The organism is Paenarthrobacter nicotinovorans (genome assembly GCF_007670255.1).
GTDB lineage: Bacteria > Actinomycetota > Actinomycetes > Actinomycetales > Micrococcaceae > Arthrobacter > Arthrobacter nicotinovorans_B.
The window spans coordinates 336,023-353,074 of the sequence record NZ_SZVS01000002.1 but is presented as its reverse complement, the minus strand read 5'-3'; the positions used below and the strand labels follow the sequence as shown (position 1 = coordinate 353,074).

The window sequence follows — 17,052 nt, the reverse complement described above, 5'->3', positions numbered from 1 at the left end:
CGCCTCTGGGCTAGTGCTGCGCTTGGGTGTTGGCTTCTTGCGGGGTGGTTCCTTCGACGGCGGCTGCCTCGGTTTGGGCGGCCGGTTTGGCGCCCCAGCCCGATACTGCCTTCGGCTTACCGAAGAACAGGGCGACGACGGCGGCCAGCAGGATCGCGAAGGCGGGCAACAGGATGGACTGGCTCATCGCCGTCGAGAATCCCGCGTGCAGGAACTCCGGCAGGGTGCCGCCCATCGAGACCTCGCCGACGGGCGCTCCGGCAGGTGCTGCCGGGAGCTCGGCTGCCAGGCGCGACTGGATCAACGCGGCGATTGCGGCTGAGCCGAGTACTGCACCGATCTGGCGGGTGGTGTTGAAGACGCCGGATCCAGCGCCGGCCTGGCGCGGTTCCAGGTTGCGGGTAGTCGCATTGGACACCGGTCCCCAAATGAAGGCGTTGGCAACACCCTGCAGTGCGCTGGGCAGCAGGAACATCCAGATGGGCGTGTCCGGGCCCAGCAAGGAAGCCGTCCAGAACAGTGCCCCGGAGAGGCAGACCAGGCCGAACGCGGCGAACCAGCGGGGGTTGGCGCGGTCGATCAGCTTGCCCACGAACGGGGCCAGCGCACCGGAGATGACTGCCATCGGGATCATGAGCAGTGCCGACTGCGTGGGCGTCAGGCCCCGGACTGTCTGGTAATAGAAGATGGTGGGCAACGGGAACGCCGTCACGGTGAAACCAACGGCCATGATGGTGGCGTTGCCAAGGGAGAAGTTCCGCTCTTTGAACAGGCCCAGCGGAAGCAGTGGCTCGCCGCCACGACGCTCCAGGATCCACTGCCACAGGACAAAGACCACAAGGACTGCCAGACCCGTGATGATCAGGCCCCAGACCGAGATGAACCCGTTGACGGTGCCCCACTTGTAGGTCTGGCCTTCCTGGATTCCGAAGACCAGCAGGAACATGCCCACGGCAGAAAGGACTACGCCCAGAATGTCGAAAGAGTGGCTGTGCGTGGTCAGCTTGGGAACGAACCGGGTCACCAGGATGAAGGCTACGAGTCCGATGGGAACGTTGACGAAGAAGATCCACTCCCAGCCGAGGCTGTCCACCAACACGCCGCCCAGGATCGGGCCGACCAGGACGGCCATGCCTGCCGTGGCGCCCCAAAGCCCCATGGCGGCGCCTCGGCGGTCCGGCGGGAAGATCCGGGTGATGACTGCCATGGTTTGCGGAGTCATCATGGCCGCGCCGAAGCCCTGCACGGCCCTGGCGGCGATCAACATGGTCACATCGCCGGAGAGTCCGCACCACAGGGATGCCAGGGTGAAGACGACCAGGCCGATGAGGTACAGGTTTTTGGGGCCGAAGCGGTCACCCAGCCTGCCGGTGATGAGAAGGGGCACTGCGTAGGCCAGCAAGTAGGCGCTGGTTACCCAGATGACGGCGTTGATGTCAGTGTTCAGGCCCTCCATGATCCGCGGGTTCGCGACCGACACGATGGTGGTGTCGATAAGGATCATGAAGAAGCCAACCACGAGTGACCACAGCGCGGGCCATGGCTTAGCTATGTTTTCCAAGGGGTTCCTTCGGCTTGTGTGAAAGTTCGGTCGGGGCAGGGCGGGGTTCGTCCCAAGGCAGCTGCCCGGTGCCCAACTCCTCCAGGAGTTCGCGGATCCACGCGATCTCGGTTCGAAGCATGGCTTGTTGGTAGGTGATGTCGATCCAGTACTTGCGCTCGAGGCCCTTGGCGGTGACGGCCTCCTGCGCGCGGAGCAGGAAGTCGAGATCGGCACTCAAGGCAACCACCCGCTCTTCCAGGAGGCCGGTCACCACACCCGCCGGAAGGTGGTGGGCTTCGGCTATGGCATGGGGAAAGACGGGGTACTCGTTGACGGGCGTGGCCAGCATGGCTTGCAGCCGCGAATCCAAGGCCGCATGTCCAGCCGGGGTGATCCGGTAGGTGGTCCGCTCGGGCCGCTTACCTTCCCGGCCGGTCCCGGTCGCTTCCACGAGTCCGCCCTCCTCGAGCCGGCCCACGGCGTGGTACAGCGTACCGGGACGCACTTTGACCAGCCGGTCCTCATGGCGGGCCATTAGTACTTGGTACATCTCGTAGGGATGCATCGGCTGTTCGGCGAGAAGAGCCAACGAGGCGACGCCCAGCGGCGTCAACCCGGCACTTTTGGCCATAGCCATCCCCTTCCACGTGATGTTATTCCACAACAACTATTCCACGTGGAATATCTGGGCGCAAGTAACCCCGGCTGTATCAACAGCCGGGGTTACGTGACGGGATGGCTCAAGCCGGACAAATCAGCCGAGCAGTGACAGGATTTCGGTCCGGGCGAACATCGTGGCGGCGTCCCGGGCGCTGGGCGTCCCGGCGTCGGGATCCGCTCCCGCGTCCAGCAACGCCCTGGCGACCCCCACGTATCCCTTGAAAACGGCACCGGCAAGCGGTGTCTGTCCCCGGTCATTGGCGGCGTTGACATCGGCGCCGTGGTGAATGATCAGCTGCACGGCATCCTCGTGCCCATGGTAGGCCGCGAGCATGAGCAGCGAGTCGCCCGCAGCGTTGGTGAGGGTGGCCGGGGCTCCGGCGTTCAAATAGCTTCGGAGCAGCCCGGCGTCGCCTTCGCGTGCGGCGTCGAACAGTGCGTGGGCCAAGGCCAAGGTCTCATCATCCGGGCCGGTCCCGGCGTTCGTGGCATCGGCACCATCAGTGTGGCTCATCGGTGGGGTCCCTTCAGGAATCCGGTCTGGCGCCCGACCACCTGGCCGGCGTCGGGGGCGACGATCACTTCCTGGGCTGCGACGTAGGGCTCATCGCCGTCCATCACGGTCAAGGTCTCCTCCGCCGAAACGGAGCGCTTGATCACGGCCAAGGCCACAGGTCCCATCTCGAAGTGCTGCGCCACCGATGTCAGAGTACCGACCTTGCGTTCCCCGGCAAAGACAACACTGCCCACCGCCGGCAAGGTGTGCTGGGAACCGTCGAGTTGCAGGAATACCAGCCGACGGGGCGGGTGCCCGAGGTTGTGCACGCGCGCTATGGTTTCCTGGCCCTTGTAGCAGCCCTTGTTGAGGTGGACCGAGGTCCGGATCAGGTCCAGTTCATGTGGGATGGTCTTGTCGTCGGTTTCCGCTCCGAGGCGAGGACGCCAGGCCGCGATCCGAAGGGCGTCCGCTGCCATCGCGCCGGCCAGCGGCAGGCCTTCGACGGCGGCCTCAAGTTCCGCTGCAGGGACCAGGTATTCGAACCAGGGACGTTCAAGGCCCGGATGCGACTCCTCCGGAACCAAGCTGTACGAGTACCCACCGGGCGACACCCGCGGCCACGGATCTTCCCATACGAGGCGGCCGGCAAAGCGATCCACTGGCTTGGTGGAACCAACCACGGCCCATTCCCCGCTGACATTGGCGATCTCCACGCGCAGCATGAACTTCATCTTGTTCAGCCATTCCGCGAGGGGTTCCGCTTCCGCCGCTTCGACGATAAGCCAGGTTGTACCGCCGTCGTCAATAACCCGCGCATCGAATTCGATGCGGCCCTGGACGCTGAGCAGCAGCAGCTCGCTGGCGACGTTCGGCTGCAGGTTTGTCAGCTGCTGCGAGGACAGGGTGTTGAGCCAGCTGAGACGGTCGGGTCCGGACACCGTGACCACGCCACGGTGCGAAAGATCCACGACGGCGGTGCCTGCCGCCAAGGCGCGCTGCTCGCGCAACGGTTCGCCGTAGTGGGCAGCGACGCCGGCATCCAGGCCGGTGTCTTCGACTGCGCCGGGGCGCGACAACAGAGGGCTCTTGTAAGTCATATCCAGTAGAAGTCCTAGCGGCTTTGAGGTATTCCAGACCGGGGTAATCCGGTTCAGCGGTATTCCGGGTTGTCGAAGTCGAACCGGGTGCCGGCTTTCCATTCCTCCGGCAGGTTGCCGTAGGCGGGAATGCCGCCCGCATCCCTCAGGAGCTTGGCCATGTGGAGCAGGTTCCAGGTCATGAAAGTGGTGTTCCTGTTAGTAAAATCACTCTCCGGTCCGCCCGATCCTTCATCCAAATAGCTGGGTCCGGGGCCTACGGGACCGATCCAGCCTGCGTCTGCCTGCGGCGGGATGGTGAACCCGATGTGCTGGAGGCTGTACAAGACGTTCATGGAACAGTGCTTGATGCCGTCCTCGTTGCCCGTGATCAGGCAGCCGCCTACCTTCGGATAGAACGCCCACTGGCCCTTGCTGTTGAGCTCGCCGGAGTGGGCGTACAGGCGCTCGATGAGTTTCTTCGTTTGGGACGAGTTGTCGCCCAACCAGATGGGGCCGGCAACCACCACGATGTCCGCGTCTTGGACCGCGGGATAGAGGTCCGGCCACTCGTCCGTCTTCCACCCATGCTCACGCATGTCCGGGTAGACACCGCTGGCGATGTCATGGTCCACCGTCCGTACAAGGCGGGTGGTGACACCTTGTTTCTCCATGATGTCCCGGCTGATCCGGATCAGGCCGTCGGTGTTGCTCAGCTGCGGGGATGGCTTCAGCGTGCCGTTGAAAAAGAGGGCCTTGAGACCCTCGTAGCCCGTCGGTTTATCGTTCACTTTCTGCTCCTTTTGCCGTTGCTTCATGGAACGTACGGTGAACCCCGAGGGTCAGGAAACCTGGGTTACGAGACCTTGTGCAGGAACGCCGATGCGTGGGCTTCGAGGGTCTTGCCGTTGGCTGCGACATCCCAGCGCCACAGGAGGTTGCCGTCCACCAAACCGAAGATCCGGGTGGCTGCAGTGTATTCCTTGGAGTGGCTCCCGCGCATCACCATGTCAGTGCTCAGTTGGATCTGGGGACCCTTGATCTGGCCGTAGTAGAGCTCGGTGATGCCACCGGGGTGGGCGATCGATACTGAGATGTCGAAGCCGCCGTCCTTGTTGCGGCGTTCTTCGACTTCGTCGGCCGTCTTGAGCACCGGAACGATGTCGGCAGGAATCAGCCCGGGGCCGCCGTCGCCTTCCTCAAGCTTGCGCTCCAGCGCCCAGAAGCCGGTCTCCACCGTCAACGGGCGCAACTTTGCGCCAGCGTCGTCGCTGATCCAGGTTTCGGCCCGGTACTGCAAGTACGGCAGACCGTTGTGGGTGAAGGAAACGTGCTGGACGAAGTGTTCGGAATCCTCGTCGCCGCTGCCGAGCCGACCACGGCCCTCCCACTCACCAATGAGCCAGGAAAGGGGGACGAGTTCGGGCGTCAGGTCTGTGGGGATTTCAATAGGCACAACAGTTACCTCGGTTGGGCTGCAGAGACAGAAGGTTTACTTCTGGCCCTTGAAAAGGCGGTAGACGACGAATCCTGCGAACCACGCCATGGCGACGCTGGCAAGGCCCAGGAGAACGAGGAAGAAGATTTCAAATGCGAGTACAGACATGATGCCATCCTAACCGTTAGTAGATGAGTAGTTTGTCTATGAAGTACACCAAGGCGCCTACGGCCCAGACCGGGGCGACTCCCATGCCCACCGCGGCGGGCAGATTGAGCCTGCCCCGCCGAAGAGTGGTCATGCGCCGGAAGCACACCAGCACCGAACCCACGACCACGCCTACCAGGGCGGCGGGCAGGACTGCGATGTCGGAGAAAACGAGTCCCGCCAGCGGACCCATGAGGCCCGCCATGACCACACCAAGCGGAGCCACGATGCGATCGGGCCAACGGATGATGCCCACCAGAAGGGCAACAGCCGCGCTCAAGCCCGCCACCAGGACCATTTCCCTGACACCGTTGAACCGGGCGCTGGCTATCCAGCCTGCACCGAGGCAGTTCAACAACACACCGGCACTGCAGCCCAGGGTCGATTCCAGGCGCTGGGCCTGGCCCGTACCCCTGACGAGTTGGACAACGAACACGGCCATCACGCCCAGGGCAACAAAAGCCGGCGTCCCCTCAAGGAAGCCGGGGGCCGGAAAGTAGGCGGCCGCTACTGCCGAGCCCGCACCGGAGAACGCGATGACAGCTGCCAGGGTCTTCTTGGCCGGGACTCCCAGGAAGTGAGGCCAGCCGATGCCCACCGCCGCCGAGGCCGCGATGCCCACCCCCACCATGACTTCCCGGGAAATGAAGGTGCCGGCCACGATGGCCGCGAGCGCCACGAGTCCAAATACCCCGATACTCCAAGACTTCACTGTGTGCTCGACCTCAATCCGATGCGCCCTCTACGGCCTCTCGACAATCCTGCCCTATACCTGCCCAATATGTCGTAATTGCCCTGCCTGCCCGTCACGAATCCCTGTGTCGCAGGGCACTGATGGGTATACTCAGACTTCAACAGCGCACTGTCCTGGCCTCCATCCCGTCACAACGGGCAAGGGCCGGAAGGCGCTGGGACCGGCCGGTGGAACTCCGGCTTCGACGCCCGATGATGCGCGTACAGCCCATTGGAGGAACTATGTCGCACATCCTGCTCCTGACGAACAGCACCGGGTCATCGGTGGACATTCTGCCTGCCTTGGAGTTGTTGAACCACCGTGTGCACATCCTCCCGGCAGAACCGACCGCCTTGCTCGAAACCGACCCCACGGACATCGTTTTCCTGGATGCCCGCAAGGACCTGGTGGGAGCCCGCTCGTTGACCCAACTGCTCAAGGCCACAGGGCTGAGCGCTCCCCTGATGCTGATCCTCACGGAAGGCGGCATGGCTGCCGTTTCTTCAGCCTGGGCCGTGGACGACATCGTGCTCGACTCCGCCGGACCGGCCGAGGTGGAAGCCCGCATCAGGCTTGCCATGGCGCGTGCCGTCCCCGGCGAAGAGGAGACCCAAACGGAGATCCGGGCTGCCGGCGTCGTTATCGACGAAGCCAGCTATACCGCACGGGTCAGCGGCCAGCCCCTGAACCTGACGTTCAAGGAGTTCGAACTCCTCAAGTACCTTGCTCAGCACCCTGGCCGCGTGTTTACCCGCCAACAGTTGCTGACCGAAGTGTGGGGTTATGACTACTACGGCGGCACGCGGACGGTGGATGTCCATATCCGTCGACTTCGCGCCAAGCTGGGCGTGGACCACGAAAACCTCATCAGCACGGTCCGCAACGTCGGATACAGGCTTACGCTGGTGCGGTTGCCCGACGACGAACTCTCCGAAGCCTGAGACACAGATTCAACAGCAAAGGCCGGGATCCCCACGGATCCCGGCCTTTACTTTGCTGCAATGGTGGAGGACATACGGGTCGAACGTATCGAGGCCACCCCACTGGTGGATCCCCCCTGTACCCGGCCGAAGCCGAATGAGATAACGACACTACAGCCGTTGGGCCGGGACTTCAAATCACCGGGACAGCCCGGGGCGTATAGCCTTGCATCATGAGTCAAGCGCATCCGGAAAACTGGCCCGTACTGATCATCAAAGGCGCTGTGGACGGCGAACTCCTCCACGACTTCAAGAGCCTCACCGCCGCGGCCGAGGAGTCGGACGGCAACCCGCCCCTGTCCGAGCAGACCATGGTCATGCTGCGGGGAGCCGACGCGGGAGACCACTCGGTGCTGTCCTTCGCGCTGTATGCCCCGGACGAGGACTCGGATCCGGCGACCGCCGAAGACCTGGCGGGAATCGCCGTCGTCGTTGAAGCTCAGGACGGAAGCGGCGTGCTGGAGCTGGCCGTCCACCCCAGCTACCGCAACCGGGGCGTGGCCGGGCGGCTTCTGGACGCCCTTCAGCAGCAACGCGGCCTTGACGGGCTGAGCGCATGGTCTCACGGCAACCACGAGGCCGCCGCCCAACTGGCCACCCGGTACGGTTACGGTCCGATGCGGGAGTTGCGGAAGATGAGGCTGATGTCCTCGACGTCCGCATTGCCCGACGCCGGCCTCCCGGACGGAGTTTCGATCCGCGCCTTCGTGCCGGGCGAGGACGAGCAGGCCTGGTTGGCCGCCAACCGCGCCGCCTTTGCCCACCACCCGGAGCAGGGAGCCCTGACCCTCGCAGACCTTGAGGCACGCAAGGCCGAAGACTGGTTTGACCCCGAAGGTTTCCTCCTGGCGGTCAATGACGCCGGTGAACTCCTGGGATTCCACTGGACGAAAGTGCACCCCCGGCAAGGAACGCACCCGGAAATCGGTGAAGTCTACGTGGTGGGCGTGACCCCGGCTGCGCAGGGTTTGGGGCTCGGCAAGGCACTCACCGTAGCCGGAATCAGGCATCTCCAGGACAAAGGTCTCCACGCGGTGATGCTGTACGTCGACGCCGACAATCAGGCTGCCGTGGCCCTATACCAGAAACTCGGCTTCGTCCGCTGGGACACCGATGTGATGTACGGTCCGTTGACGAAAAAATAACCAGCTGGGATCGTCGCGGGGAAAGGCGGCGGCTCTATGGATTCGCATACCGCGATTGCTTGTAATGTGGGAGACAAACCCAGTCCTGAGCTTAGGAGAGCCCCATGCAGCCGGACCCCGTCGGCATCGCCGGATCCACCTCTAAGGGGGCCACACTGCCCTCACGCTTCGGATCGTCGGAAGTACCGGCCTCGCGGGCCACCCAGGACCGCATCGACATCCCCGAATTTGCGCCAAGCCTGGAGCCGGAAGGCGACATCTCCCCGGACCGCTTCCTTGACCGCGAGCTCAGCTGGCTTGCCTTCAACTCCCGCGTGCTGGAACTGGCCGAGGATCCCGATCTGTTCCTGCTGGAACGGGTCAACTTCCTCTCGATCTTCGCTTCCAACCTGGACGAGTTCTTCATGGTTCGCGTGGCCGGGCTCAAGCGGCGTATCGCAACCGGGCTTGCGGTGCCCTCGCCCGCCGGTCTCAGCCCCATCGAGGTGCTCGAACAGATCAGTGAAGAGGCCCACAAGCTGCAGGAACGCCATGCCCGCGTCTTTGCCGAGCAGATCCGTCCGGCCTTGGCGTACGAACACATCCACCTCATGCACTGGGATGAGCTAGATGACGACGCCCGCCACCGGATCAGCGCCATGTTCCAGGAGAAGGTCTTCCCCATCCTGACTCCCCTGGCGGTGGACCCGGCCCACCCGTTCCCCTACATTTCAGGGCTTTCGCTGAACCTGGCAGTGATTGTCAGCAACCCAATCAGCGACAAGGAACTCTTCGCCCGCGTCAAGGTTCCGGACCAGCTGCCCCGCCTCATCTCCGTGGACGGACCCCGCGCAGGCGCCATTCCGGGCCGTGTTGCCAGGTTCATCGCGCTGGAAGAAGTCATCGCTGTCCACCTGGACAAGCTCTTCCCGGGCATGGAAGTCCTGGAGCACCACACTTTCCGCGTCACCCGCAACGAGGACCTCGAAGTCGAAGAGGACGACGCCGAGAACCTCCTGCAGGCCCTGGAGAAGGAATTGCTGCGCCGCCGTTTCGGTCCTCCCGTGCGCCTGGAAGTGACCACGGACATCAACCCGAACATCAAGGCCCTGCTCATCCGGGAACTCGGTGTCGAAGAGTCCGAGGTCTACTCCGTGCCCGCGCCGCTGGACCTTCGTGGCTTGTCCGCGATCAGCAGCATTGACCGCGCCGACCTCCACTACCCGAAGCACGTTCCGCACACCTCTCGTTACCTCAACGAGTCCGAGACCTCCAAGGCTGCCAACGTCTTCGCGGCGATGCGGCGCAGGGACATCCTGCTCCACCACCCCTATGACTCCTTCTCGACCTCCGTGCAGGCTTTCCTTGAGCAGGCCGCGGCCGATCCCAAGGTCCAGGCCATCAAGCAGACCCTGTACCGGACCTCGGGCGACTCCCCGATCGTGGATGCCTTGATTGACGCCGCGGAGGCCGGCAAGCAGGTCCTGGCCCTCGTGGAAATCAAGGCACGCTTTGACGAGCAAGCGAACATCTCATGGGCCCGGAAGCTGGAACAGGCAGGCGTCCACGTGGTGTACGGCATCGTTGGCCTCAAAACCCACTGCAAGCTGTCCCTGGTGGTGCGCCAGGAAGTTGATGGCCTGCGACGCTACTGCCACATTGGCACCGGTAACTACCACCCACGGACCGCCCGTTACTACGAAGACCTTGGCTTGCTAACCGCCAACGAACAGGTGGGCGAGGACCTTTCCAAGCTTTTCAACCAGTTGTCCGGCTATGCCCCGAAGTCCACCTTCAAGAGGCTCCTTGTGGCGCCGCGCTCGGTTCGTGCGGGCCTGGTGGACCGGATTGAAACCGAGATCCGCAACGCCCGTGCCGGCATTCCCGGCCTGGTGCAGATCAAGGTCAACTCCATGGTTGACGAGGCCATCATCGACGCCCTCTACCGTGCTTCGCAGGCAGGGGTAAAGGTGGACGTAGTGGTGCGCGGCATCTGCTCCCTCCGCCCGGGCGTTCCCGGCCTGAGCGAGAACATCACCGTCAGGTCGATCCTGGGCCGCTTCCTTGAACACTCACGCGTGTTTGCCTTCGGCAATGGCGGTGACCCTGTGGTGTACATCGGTTCGGCCGACATGATGCACCGCAACCTGGATCGCCGTGTGGAGGCCCTGGTGCAGCTCGCCAGCAAGGAGGACATCACGACGGTCATGGACCTGATGCGCCGCTATGTAGACGACGGAACGGCCAGCTGGCACCTGGACAACCAGGGACACTGGACCAGGCACCACCTGGATGAGAACGGCAAGCCGCTTCTGGACATGCAGTCGTGGTTGCTGGAGTCGCGTTCACGCCAGCGCGCATCGGCACGTAGGTAAGGACCGAGTTGAACAGCGATACTCCCGTGGAGGATCAAACAGACCACCCCGGCGAGCCGGTTGCCGTTGTGGCTGCCGGCGCCATTCCCTGGCGCGTCAACAAGGGCGCCTTGGAGGTTCTGTTGATCCACCGGCCCCGCTACGACGATTGGTCGTGGCCCAAAGGAAAGCTCGACGCCGGCGAAACAGTTCCTGAGTGCGCCGCGCGTGAGGTGTGGGAAGAGATAGGACTCCGCGCACCGTTGGGCATTCCCCTGCCCGCCATTCACTACCACGTATCCGCCGGCCTGAAAGTGGTCCAGTACTGGGCTGCCAAGGTCAACGGCGAACCTCTGCGTCCCGACGGCAAGGAAGTGGACAGCGTGATGTGGTGCAGCCCGGACCGGGCCGCATCCTTCCTCAGCAACCCCACGGATGTGAAGCCTTTGGAGTATCTGGAGAAGGCCCACGTCCGCGGCGAGTTGGACACGTGGCCCCTGATTTTGATCCGTCATGCGAAAGCCAAGCCGAGGTCCTCGTGGACGAAGGCGGAGGGTGACCGTCCTTTGGCGGCCACGGGCCAGCGGCAGGCCGTTGCCGTGCAGCGCCTGCTCAATGTCTGGAAGCCGCAGCGGTTGGTCTCCAGTCCCTGGGCACGCTGCGTCGCAACCATCGCACCCTATGCGAAAGCTTCCGGTGCCAAGGTCAAACTGGTGGAGGCCCTGACCGAACACCACCACCAGCGCTCCCCCAAAAAGACTGCCGCCGCCATCGAGGCGTTGTTCGACAAGCAGCTTCCCGTCGCGGTGTGTACGCACCGGCCGGCCCTGCCCACTGCCTTGAAGCAGCTGGGGCAGCATATGCCGCAGAACCTGCGCGCTGCCCTGCCGGCGGCGGACCCTTACCTTTCGCCCGGCGAGGTTGTTGTGTGCCAGGTGGCGCGGGGATCCGAGCGGAAGATCGTCTCCGTGGAGCAGGTCAAGCCTTTCGACGACTAGGGCCGCATGGTTGACCCCCGGGTCTTTGTATCAAATACTTGACACATTGATTCGAAGACTTGGGGGGTCTTACATTGTCTTTCTACTTGCCGCCGCTCCTGCTCCTTGGACCTCTGGTTGGCGCCGTGCTCGTCTACCTTTTCCTCAGGGTGCAGGTCTGGTCCAGGCCCGATGCCAAGTCCGTGGAATCGCATGGGCTCTGGGTCGGCATCATCGGCTGGATGGCCAGTTCCCTGCAAGGGGCCATGAGTACCGGCATTCTCAAGGCGAACCCCTCAGCATCGGCGTCGAACGCACCCACTGCTCCGGATCAGATATTCACGGCCCTCGCTTGGCCCGTCCTTGCGGCCTTGACCGTTCATGCCTTGGGCCAGTGGAGCTACCCAGGCCCCAAGGCAGCCCGCCGGTACGCTGAACTAACAGTCCGCAGGATCCGCGACTTCCTGCCTCGAAAACTCACCTTCTGGACGGCCGGCATATTCGTCTACGCGGCCGTAGGCATAGGCTCGATTGCAGCACTTCCCGCCTACGCTCCAGTAGCTCCCGACACGACTCCCAGGCAGCTCCCGGACTACAACACCGGCTACGTTGGGCAGGGCCAGGACGGCCGGATCGCGGGTTCGGAAGTGGCCGGCTGGCTCGGTGGGGCCCTGCTGGTACTCGCGGTGGGTACGTGGCTGGTCCTGGTGCTCATTGCACGGCGCCGCCAACTGGAAACCCTCAGCAGCGAGGACAACCTCATCCTCCGGGCCATCGCGGCCAACCGCCTCCTGCGAACCGTATCCACCATTGCTGCGGGTTTGGCGGCCATCGCCGGCAACTACGCCGCCCTTCCCGCGCCGGGCGCCACGTGGCAGTCGTCGTGGTTCAACGCCCTGGGAGCAGTAAACATGGCCGTTCTGCTGGTCATGTGGTGGTGGAAGGTGCCCGTTCTTCCGTCCCTCCACGCCGCCCGGAAATTCACCAGTGGCGCCGCTCTTCGCGCCGATCCCCGCACGCACGGCGCAGCGAAACTCAGTGTGTCCCTTGGTGCCGTCCTTGGAGTCGCCGGCGTCTTGCCTCTCCTGGCTTTGGTGTTCTGGTTCGGTTTCTTCCCCATACAAGGCCAAGACTCCCTTGGTCCAGTAATCGTCGTCTCCGTGACGGCCGCACTGGTCCTGCTCACCATTGCCGCGGGCGAGCTGCTGATCGCCCGCAATTACGGGGTTCCCGACGAACCCCCGGCTTGGCCGCGGCAGGCAGTATCGAAGGGGCTGCTCACCTTCGCCATCATTTCGGCTGCCGTATTTGTCGTGACCATCGTCATGACCGCCACTGCCCAGGCACTCCTGGTCGGGTCACCTACATGGCCGGCCTACCTCGCCCTCACGTTTGGGGTTGGGCTGGTGGGTGCCGCAGCGATCCTGGCCACGCGCCGTCGTCGTGGTCTTCCCGAACCCGGGGAAAACCGCGGACTTGATGCCGCGCTGCGTGCCATCACGATGTTCAGGATCGTCCGGACGCTGGCAGCCTTCTTCCTGGCCCAATCCGCGGTGATGCTGCTTGGCAGCGCCGAGGCCTGGGGAACGCTCTTCCCGGCGTTCAATCAACTGGGACCGAGTCCTGTGTACATGGCAGGAGTCGTCCTTGCGGTTGCGGCCATCGCCGTCGCGGTGACGCCGGTCCGGAGCCTTTTCCGTGCCATCCCCCGCAGCAAGCCCGCTCCGACTGCGGAACGCGCCCAGTGACCGCCGGGATCACCATCGACCTCGCGGACCCCGTCCCGCCCTACGAACAGATCCGTAGACAGCTCAGCTCCCTGATCGCCGTCGGGGTCCTGGCACCCGGAAGCCGCCTGCCCACGGTGCGGAGCCTTGCGGCGGACCTCGGGATCGCGGCGGGTACGGTAGCGCGGGCGTACAAAGAACTTGAGCAGTCCGGACTGATTGAATCACGACGCCGGAACGGGACTGTCGTCGTCGGGCCGCCTGCCGTGCCAAACGGCACCGCAGGGGCAGACGCGGAGGTGATTGCCGCCGTCGACGGCTTAATCCGGACGGCGCGGCGCGCGGGTGTGGGTGACGAAACGCTCGTGGATCTGCTTAGAGGCCAGCTTGCCCGAACAAGTAAGCTTGAGCCGTGAGCATCCCCACCCCGTATGAAGACCTCCTGCGCGACGTCATGGCCAACGGCACGCACAAATCCGACCGTACCGGCACGGGAACGCGCAGCGTGTTCGGACGCCAGTTGAGGTTCGATCTCGCCGAAAGCTTCCCGCTCATCACCACCAAGCGGGTCCATTTCAAGTCCGTCGCAGTGGAGCTGCTGTGGTTCCTGCGCGGGGACTCGAACGTGAAGTGGATGCAGGACCAGGGCGTGTCCATCTGGGACGAATGGGCAGATGCGGACGGCGAGCTCGGTCCCGTTTACGGTGTCCAGTGGCGCAGCTGGCCCACCCCGGATGGCGGCCACATCGACCAGATCTCCGAGGTCATGAAGAGCCTCGCCGCAAACCCCGATTCCCGGCGGCACATTGTCTCCGCGTGGAACGTCTCCGAACTCAAGGACATGGCCCTGCCGCCGTGCCACGCGTTCTTCCAGTTCTACGTGGCCGATGGCAAGCTGTCCTGCCAGCTGTACCAGCGCTCGGCCGATACCTTCCTGGGCGTCCCGTTCAACATTGCCTCCTACGCGCTCCTGACGCTCATGGTGGCGCAGCAGCTGGGTCTGGAACCCGGCGAATTCGTGTGGACCGGCGGCGATGTGCACGTTTACGACAACCACGTGGAGCAGGTGAGCGAGCAGCTCAGCCGCGAGCCGTACGAGTACCCGCAGTTGAAGCTCCTGCGCAAGCCCGACTCGATCTTTGACTACACGCTCGACGACTTCGAAGTGGTCAACTATCGCCACCACCCCACCATCAAGGCGCCGATCGCGGTATGAGCGACTCTTCCTCCGCCCCGGACCAGCTCCCCGGCGTCATCTTCACCCGGGAAACCGCTGCCAAGATGACCGGCATCGGCATGATCTGGGCCCAAACCACGTCCGGTGTCATCGGCAAGGACGGCACCATGCCGTGGCAGTTGCCCGAAGACATGAAGCACTTCAGCCAGATCACCACCGGACACCCGGTCATCATGGGCCGTCGGACCTGGGAATCCTTCCCCGCAAAGTACCGTCCCCTCCCGGGCCGGACCAACATCGTGGTGACCCGCAATGAAAAGTGGGCTGAGAGTCCGGAGGCGCAGGGCGCCGTCGTCGTTTCTTCACTGGAGGAGGCACTGCTGGAATCCCAGTTTGCGCCGGGCGGCCAGAAGGTCTGGATCGTCGGCGGCGGGGAGATATACCGCCAGTCCATGGGCATCGCCAACATTGCAGTCATCACCATCATCGACACCGACGTCGAAGGTGACACCTATGCACCCGAACTCGGCGATGACTGGACCTTCGACACCGTAGCGCCCGCCGAAGGCTGGCTCACCTCCAAGAACGGCACCAACTACCGGTTCACCACGTGGCGCCGGAACGAAAGCTAGGAAAGCCCACATGCTGAAAAAACCCGAAACCCTCTTCGTGCTGGGCTACATGCTGCTGCCGCTGTTCGCACTGCTCTCGGCCATTGTTGGGCTGACCATGATTCTTGGCGGCAACAAGATCGTGGGCATCATCGTCCTGGTTGTTGTCACGCAGGTGTTCACGTTTGGTGCATTCTTTGCCCTGCGCAAGCGGAAGGCCGCTTTGCTGCAGGAGCACGAGGCACTGCAAGGACCCGACGCCGGCCTCTAGGCTCGCGGCCGAGAGCCCACTTTCATGACCCCACCAGAGCGCCGTCGCAGACACCGACAGGGATACTACGCACGGCAGATCGAGGCCGAGGCCGAACGCCAAGGCCTGACAGTTGAAGAGTATGGGGTCTACAAAGGGGACGTCGGCAGTGCCGTCAAACCCATCAACTCAGCGGGTGGACTTCTCTTTCTCAGCATCCTCATCACGTTGATCATGGCGGTGGTAGGCGTGTTGATGGTGAAGCTTTTTGTCGATGGCACCGAAGAAATCAATTGGGTACAGATTGTCTTTACCATCGTCGTCGGCCTCTGGCTCGTCCCCACTGCCTGGTTCCTGTATTTCAAGGAACGCAAAGCCTCGCGCCTTCGGAAGCAGAACTGCAAAACCATCGAACTGCCAACCCGGCGTAACACTCCCCGCGACTGAGTCCGCTCAATCGCTGTGGCGAGTGCCGGCGTCGTGCTTTGGGTGCGTGACGTAACCAACAGCGGCAGTCTGCTCCAAAAGTTTAGACTTGGAGAATGACTACAGCAGCTAATCCGTCCGTAGGACTGGTCGGTTGGCGTGGCATGGTCGGCTCCGTCCTGATGCAGCGCATGCAGGAAGAGAACGACTTCGCCAACATCAACCCGGTATTTTTCTCCACCTCGAACGCAGGAGGTGCCGCCCCGTCCTTCGCTGATGGGGCCGGCAAGCTCGAGGATGCGTTCGATATTGAGACGCTTGCCAAGCTGCCGATTATTGTCACCGCCCAGGGCGGCGATTACACCAAGCAGGTCCACAGCGAACTCCGCAGCCGCGGCTGGGACGGCCTCTGGATCGACGCTGCCTCCACCCTGCGCATGAACGACGACTCGATCATCGTGCTGGACCCCATCAACCGCGACGTCATCGACGCCGGGCTGTCCGGCGGTGTGAAGGACTTCATCGGCGGAAACTGTACGGTTTCCTGCATGTTGATGGGCCTTGGCGGCCTCTTCAAGAACAACCTCGTCGAGTGGGGTACGTCCATGACGTACCAGGCCGCTTCCGGCGGCGGCGCGCGCCACATGCGCGAACTCCTGAACCAGTTCGGAACCCTGAACAACGAGGTCAGCAGCGAACTCGAGGATCCGGCATCGGCCATCCTGGAGATCGACCGCAAGGTCCTCGCCACGCAGCGCACCGGCGTTGACGCCACCCAGTTCGGAGTTCCGTTGGCCGGTTCCCTGATTCCTTGGATCGACGCCGACCTCGGCAACGGCCAGTCCAAGGAAGAATGGAAGGCCGGGGTCGAGACCAACAAGATCCTTGGCACGTCCAAGGGAACCCCGGGCAAGGAACACATCGCCATGGACGGGCTCTGTGTCCGCATCGGTGCCATGCGTTCGCACTCGCAGGCTCTGACGCTGAAGCTTCGCGAAGACCTGTCCGTCACGGAGATCGAGAACCTCCTGGCCAAGGACAACGAGTGGGCCAAGGTTGTGCCCAACACCAAGGAAGCCTCCATGGCGGACCTGACCCCGGTTGCAGCTTCCGGCACCCTGGACATCCCTGTTGGCCGTATCCGCAAGCTCGAGATGGGTCCGGAGTACATCAGTGCCTTTACCGTGGGCGACCAGCTCCTGTGGGGTGCGGCCGAACCGCTGCGCCGCATGCTCAACATTGTGACGGGCAAGCTCTAACCCAGGCATTA

General features: G+C 63.5%; 18 protein-coding genes. 11 read left to right on the top strand and 7 right to left on the bottom strand.

All coding sequences use genetic code 11. From position 1 onward, the window contains the following. Nucleotides 1-10 precede the first annotated feature (10 nt). From FDP28_RS04460 to FDP28_RS04430, 7 genes are all read right to left on the bottom strand, one after another. Nucleotides 11-1,561: a DHA2 family efflux MFS transporter permease subunit gene (locus tag FDP28_RS04460; RefSeq protein WP_144659393.1), complete on the bottom strand. Its 1,551-nt coding sequence runs from the start codon at nt 1,559-1,561 to the stop codon at nt 11-13. Next, the gene (locus FDP28_RS04455; RefSeq protein WP_144659392.1) at nt 1,545-2,174 is read right to left on the bottom strand and encodes a PadR family transcriptional regulator; all 630 of its coding nucleotides are present in this window, start codon (nt 2,172-2,174) and stop codon (nt 1,545-1,547) included. Before FDP28_RS04455 ends, FDP28_RS04460 begins: the two co-directional genes overlap by 17 nt. Before the next feature lie 123 nt (nt 2,175-2,297). Continuing rightward, on the bottom strand, nt 2,298-2,717 hold the full coding sequence (locus tag FDP28_RS04450; protein ID WP_144659391.1) for an ankyrin repeat domain-containing protein: 420 nt from the start codon (nt 2,715-2,717) through the stop codon (nt 2,298-2,300). Further along, nucleotides 2,714-3,799 carry a CAF17-like 4Fe-4S cluster assembly/insertion protein YgfZ gene (gene ygfZ / locus FDP28_RS04445; protein ID WP_144659390.1) on the bottom strand — a complete coding sequence of 362 codons (1,086 nt, stop codon included), beginning with the start codon at nt 3,797-3,799 and terminating at the stop codon, nt 2,714-2,716. The genes FDP28_RS04450 and ygfZ overlap by 4 nt, the downstream gene beginning before the upstream one ends. 53 nt (nt 3,800-3,852) lie before the next feature. Beyond that, nucleotides 3,853-4,569 carry a flavodoxin family protein gene (locus tag FDP28_RS04440; protein ID WP_260842330.1) on the bottom strand — a complete coding sequence of 239 codons (717 nt, stop codon included), beginning with the start codon at nt 4,567-4,569 and terminating at the stop codon, nt 3,853-3,855. A 65-nt stretch (nt 4,570-4,634) separates the two neighbouring features. Then, a complete protein-coding gene (locus FDP28_RS04435; protein WP_018776715.1) occupies nt 4,635-5,234 on the bottom strand; it encodes a nitrobindin family protein in 600 nt (199 codons plus the stop codon). Between the two features lie 166 nt (nt 5,235-5,400). Next, the gene (locus FDP28_RS04430; protein ID WP_144659388.1) at nt 5,401-6,135 is read right to left on the bottom strand and encodes a permease; all 735 of its coding nucleotides are present in this window, start codon (nt 6,133-6,135) and stop codon (nt 5,401-5,403) included. Nucleotides 6,136-6,398: 263 nt separating this feature from the next. Between FDP28_RS04430 and FDP28_RS04425 the strand changes: the two genes are divergently transcribed. The 11 genes from FDP28_RS04425 (at nt 6,399) to asd (ending at nt 17,041) form a co-directional block, all read left to right on the top strand. Further along, nucleotides 6,399-7,097 carry a winged helix-turn-helix transcriptional regulator gene (locus FDP28_RS04425; protein WP_018776718.1) on the top strand — a complete coding sequence of 233 codons (699 nt, stop codon included), beginning with the start codon at nt 6,399-6,401 and terminating at the stop codon, nt 7,095-7,097. Between the two features lie 212 nt (nt 7,098-7,309). After that, nucleotides 7,310-8,281, top strand: coding sequence for a mycothiol synthase (gene mshD, locus FDP28_RS04420; RefSeq protein ID WP_144659387.1), 972 nt, complete (start codon nt 7,310-7,312; stop codon nt 8,279-8,281). 104 nt (nt 8,282-8,385) lie between these two features. Then, nucleotides 8,386-10,635, top strand: coding sequence for an RNA degradosome polyphosphate kinase (locus FDP28_RS04415; RefSeq protein ID WP_144659386.1), 2,250 nt, complete (start codon nt 8,386-8,388; stop codon nt 10,633-10,635). 8 nt (nt 10,636-10,643) lie between these two features. Further along, the gene (locus tag FDP28_RS04410) at nt 10,644-11,612 is read left to right on the top strand and encodes an NUDIX hydrolase (RefSeq protein WP_144659385.1); all 969 of its coding nucleotides are present in this window, start codon (nt 10,644-10,646) and stop codon (nt 11,610-11,612) included. Between the two features lie 74 nt (nt 11,613-11,686). Beyond that, nucleotides 11,687-13,339: a hypothetical protein gene (locus FDP28_RS04405; RefSeq protein WP_144659384.1), complete on the top strand. Its 1,653-nt coding sequence runs from the start codon at nt 11,687-11,689 to the stop codon at nt 13,337-13,339. Continuing rightward, on the top strand, nt 13,336-13,734 hold the full coding sequence (locus FDP28_RS04400; RefSeq protein ID WP_144659383.1) for a GntR family transcriptional regulator: 399 nt from the start codon (nt 13,336-13,338) through the stop codon (nt 13,732-13,734). Before FDP28_RS04405 ends, FDP28_RS04400 begins: the two co-directional genes overlap by 4 nt. After that, nucleotides 13,731-14,534 (top strand): thymidylate synthase, encoded by an 804-nt coding sequence (locus FDP28_RS04395; protein WP_144659382.1) that lies wholly within the window; start codon nt 13,731-13,733, stop codon nt 14,532-14,534. The genes FDP28_RS04400 and FDP28_RS04395 overlap by 4 nt, the downstream gene beginning before the upstream one ends. Next, nucleotides 14,531-15,127 (top strand): dihydrofolate reductase, encoded by a 597-nt coding sequence (locus tag FDP28_RS04390; protein WP_144659381.1) that lies wholly within the window; start codon nt 14,531-14,533, stop codon nt 15,125-15,127. The genes FDP28_RS04395 and FDP28_RS04390 overlap by 4 nt, the downstream gene beginning before the upstream one ends. A gap of 10 nt (nt 15,128-15,137) precedes the next feature. Continuing rightward, on the top strand, nt 15,138-15,377 hold the full coding sequence (locus FDP28_RS04385) for an NF038396 family protein (protein ID WP_144659380.1): 240 nt from the start codon (nt 15,138-15,140) through the stop codon (nt 15,375-15,377). 24 nt (nt 15,378-15,401) lie between these two features. Then, nucleotides 15,402-15,803, top strand: coding sequence for a hypothetical protein (locus FDP28_RS04380; RefSeq protein WP_144659379.1), 402 nt, complete (start codon nt 15,402-15,404; stop codon nt 15,801-15,803). A 95-nt stretch (nt 15,804-15,898) separates the two neighbouring features. Then, complete coding sequence (gene asd, locus FDP28_RS04375) at nt 15,899-17,041, top strand: aspartate-semialdehyde dehydrogenase (RefSeq protein WP_144659378.1); 1,143 nt, start codon at nt 15,899-15,901, stop codon at nt 17,039-17,041. Nucleotides 17,042-17,052: the final 11 nt, after the last annotated feature.

Coding starts and splice junctions, on each gene's coding strand:
- FDP28_RS04380 (WP_144659379.1), top strand. CDS start 15,402: ATGACCCCACCAGAGCGCCGTCGCAGACACCGACAGGGATACTACGCA.
- FDP28_RS04385 (WP_144659380.1), top strand. CDS start 15,138: ATGCTGAAAAAACCCGAAACCCTCTTCGTGCTGGGCTACATGCTGCTG.
- mshD (WP_144659387.1), top strand. CDS start 7,310: ATGAGTCAAGCGCATCCGGAAAACTGGCCCGTACTGATCATCAAAGGC.
- FDP28_RS04415 (WP_144659386.1), top strand. CDS start 8,386: ATGCAGCCGGACCCCGTCGGCATCGCCGGATCCACCTCTAAGGGGGCC.
- FDP28_RS04450 (WP_144659391.1), bottom strand. CDS start 2,717: ATGAGCCACACTGATGGTGCCGATGCCACGAACGCCGGGACCGGCCCG.
- FDP28_RS04390 (WP_144659381.1), top strand. CDS start 14,531: ATGAGCGACTCTTCCTCCGCCCCGGACCAGCTCCCCGGCGTCATCTTC.
- asd (WP_144659378.1), top strand. CDS start 15,899: ATGACTACAGCAGCTAATCCGTCCGTAGGACTGGTCGGTTGGCGTGGC.
- ygfZ (WP_144659390.1), bottom strand. CDS start 3,799: ATGACTTACAAGAGCCCTCTGTTGTCGCGCCCCGGCGCAGTCGAAGAC.
- FDP28_RS04425 (WP_018776718.1), top strand. CDS start 6,399: ATGTCGCACATCCTGCTCCTGACGAACAGCACCGGGTCATCGGTGGAC.
- FDP28_RS04455 (WP_144659392.1), bottom strand. CDS start 2,174: ATGGCCAAAAGTGCCGGGTTGACGCCGCTGGGCGTCGCCTCGTTGGCT.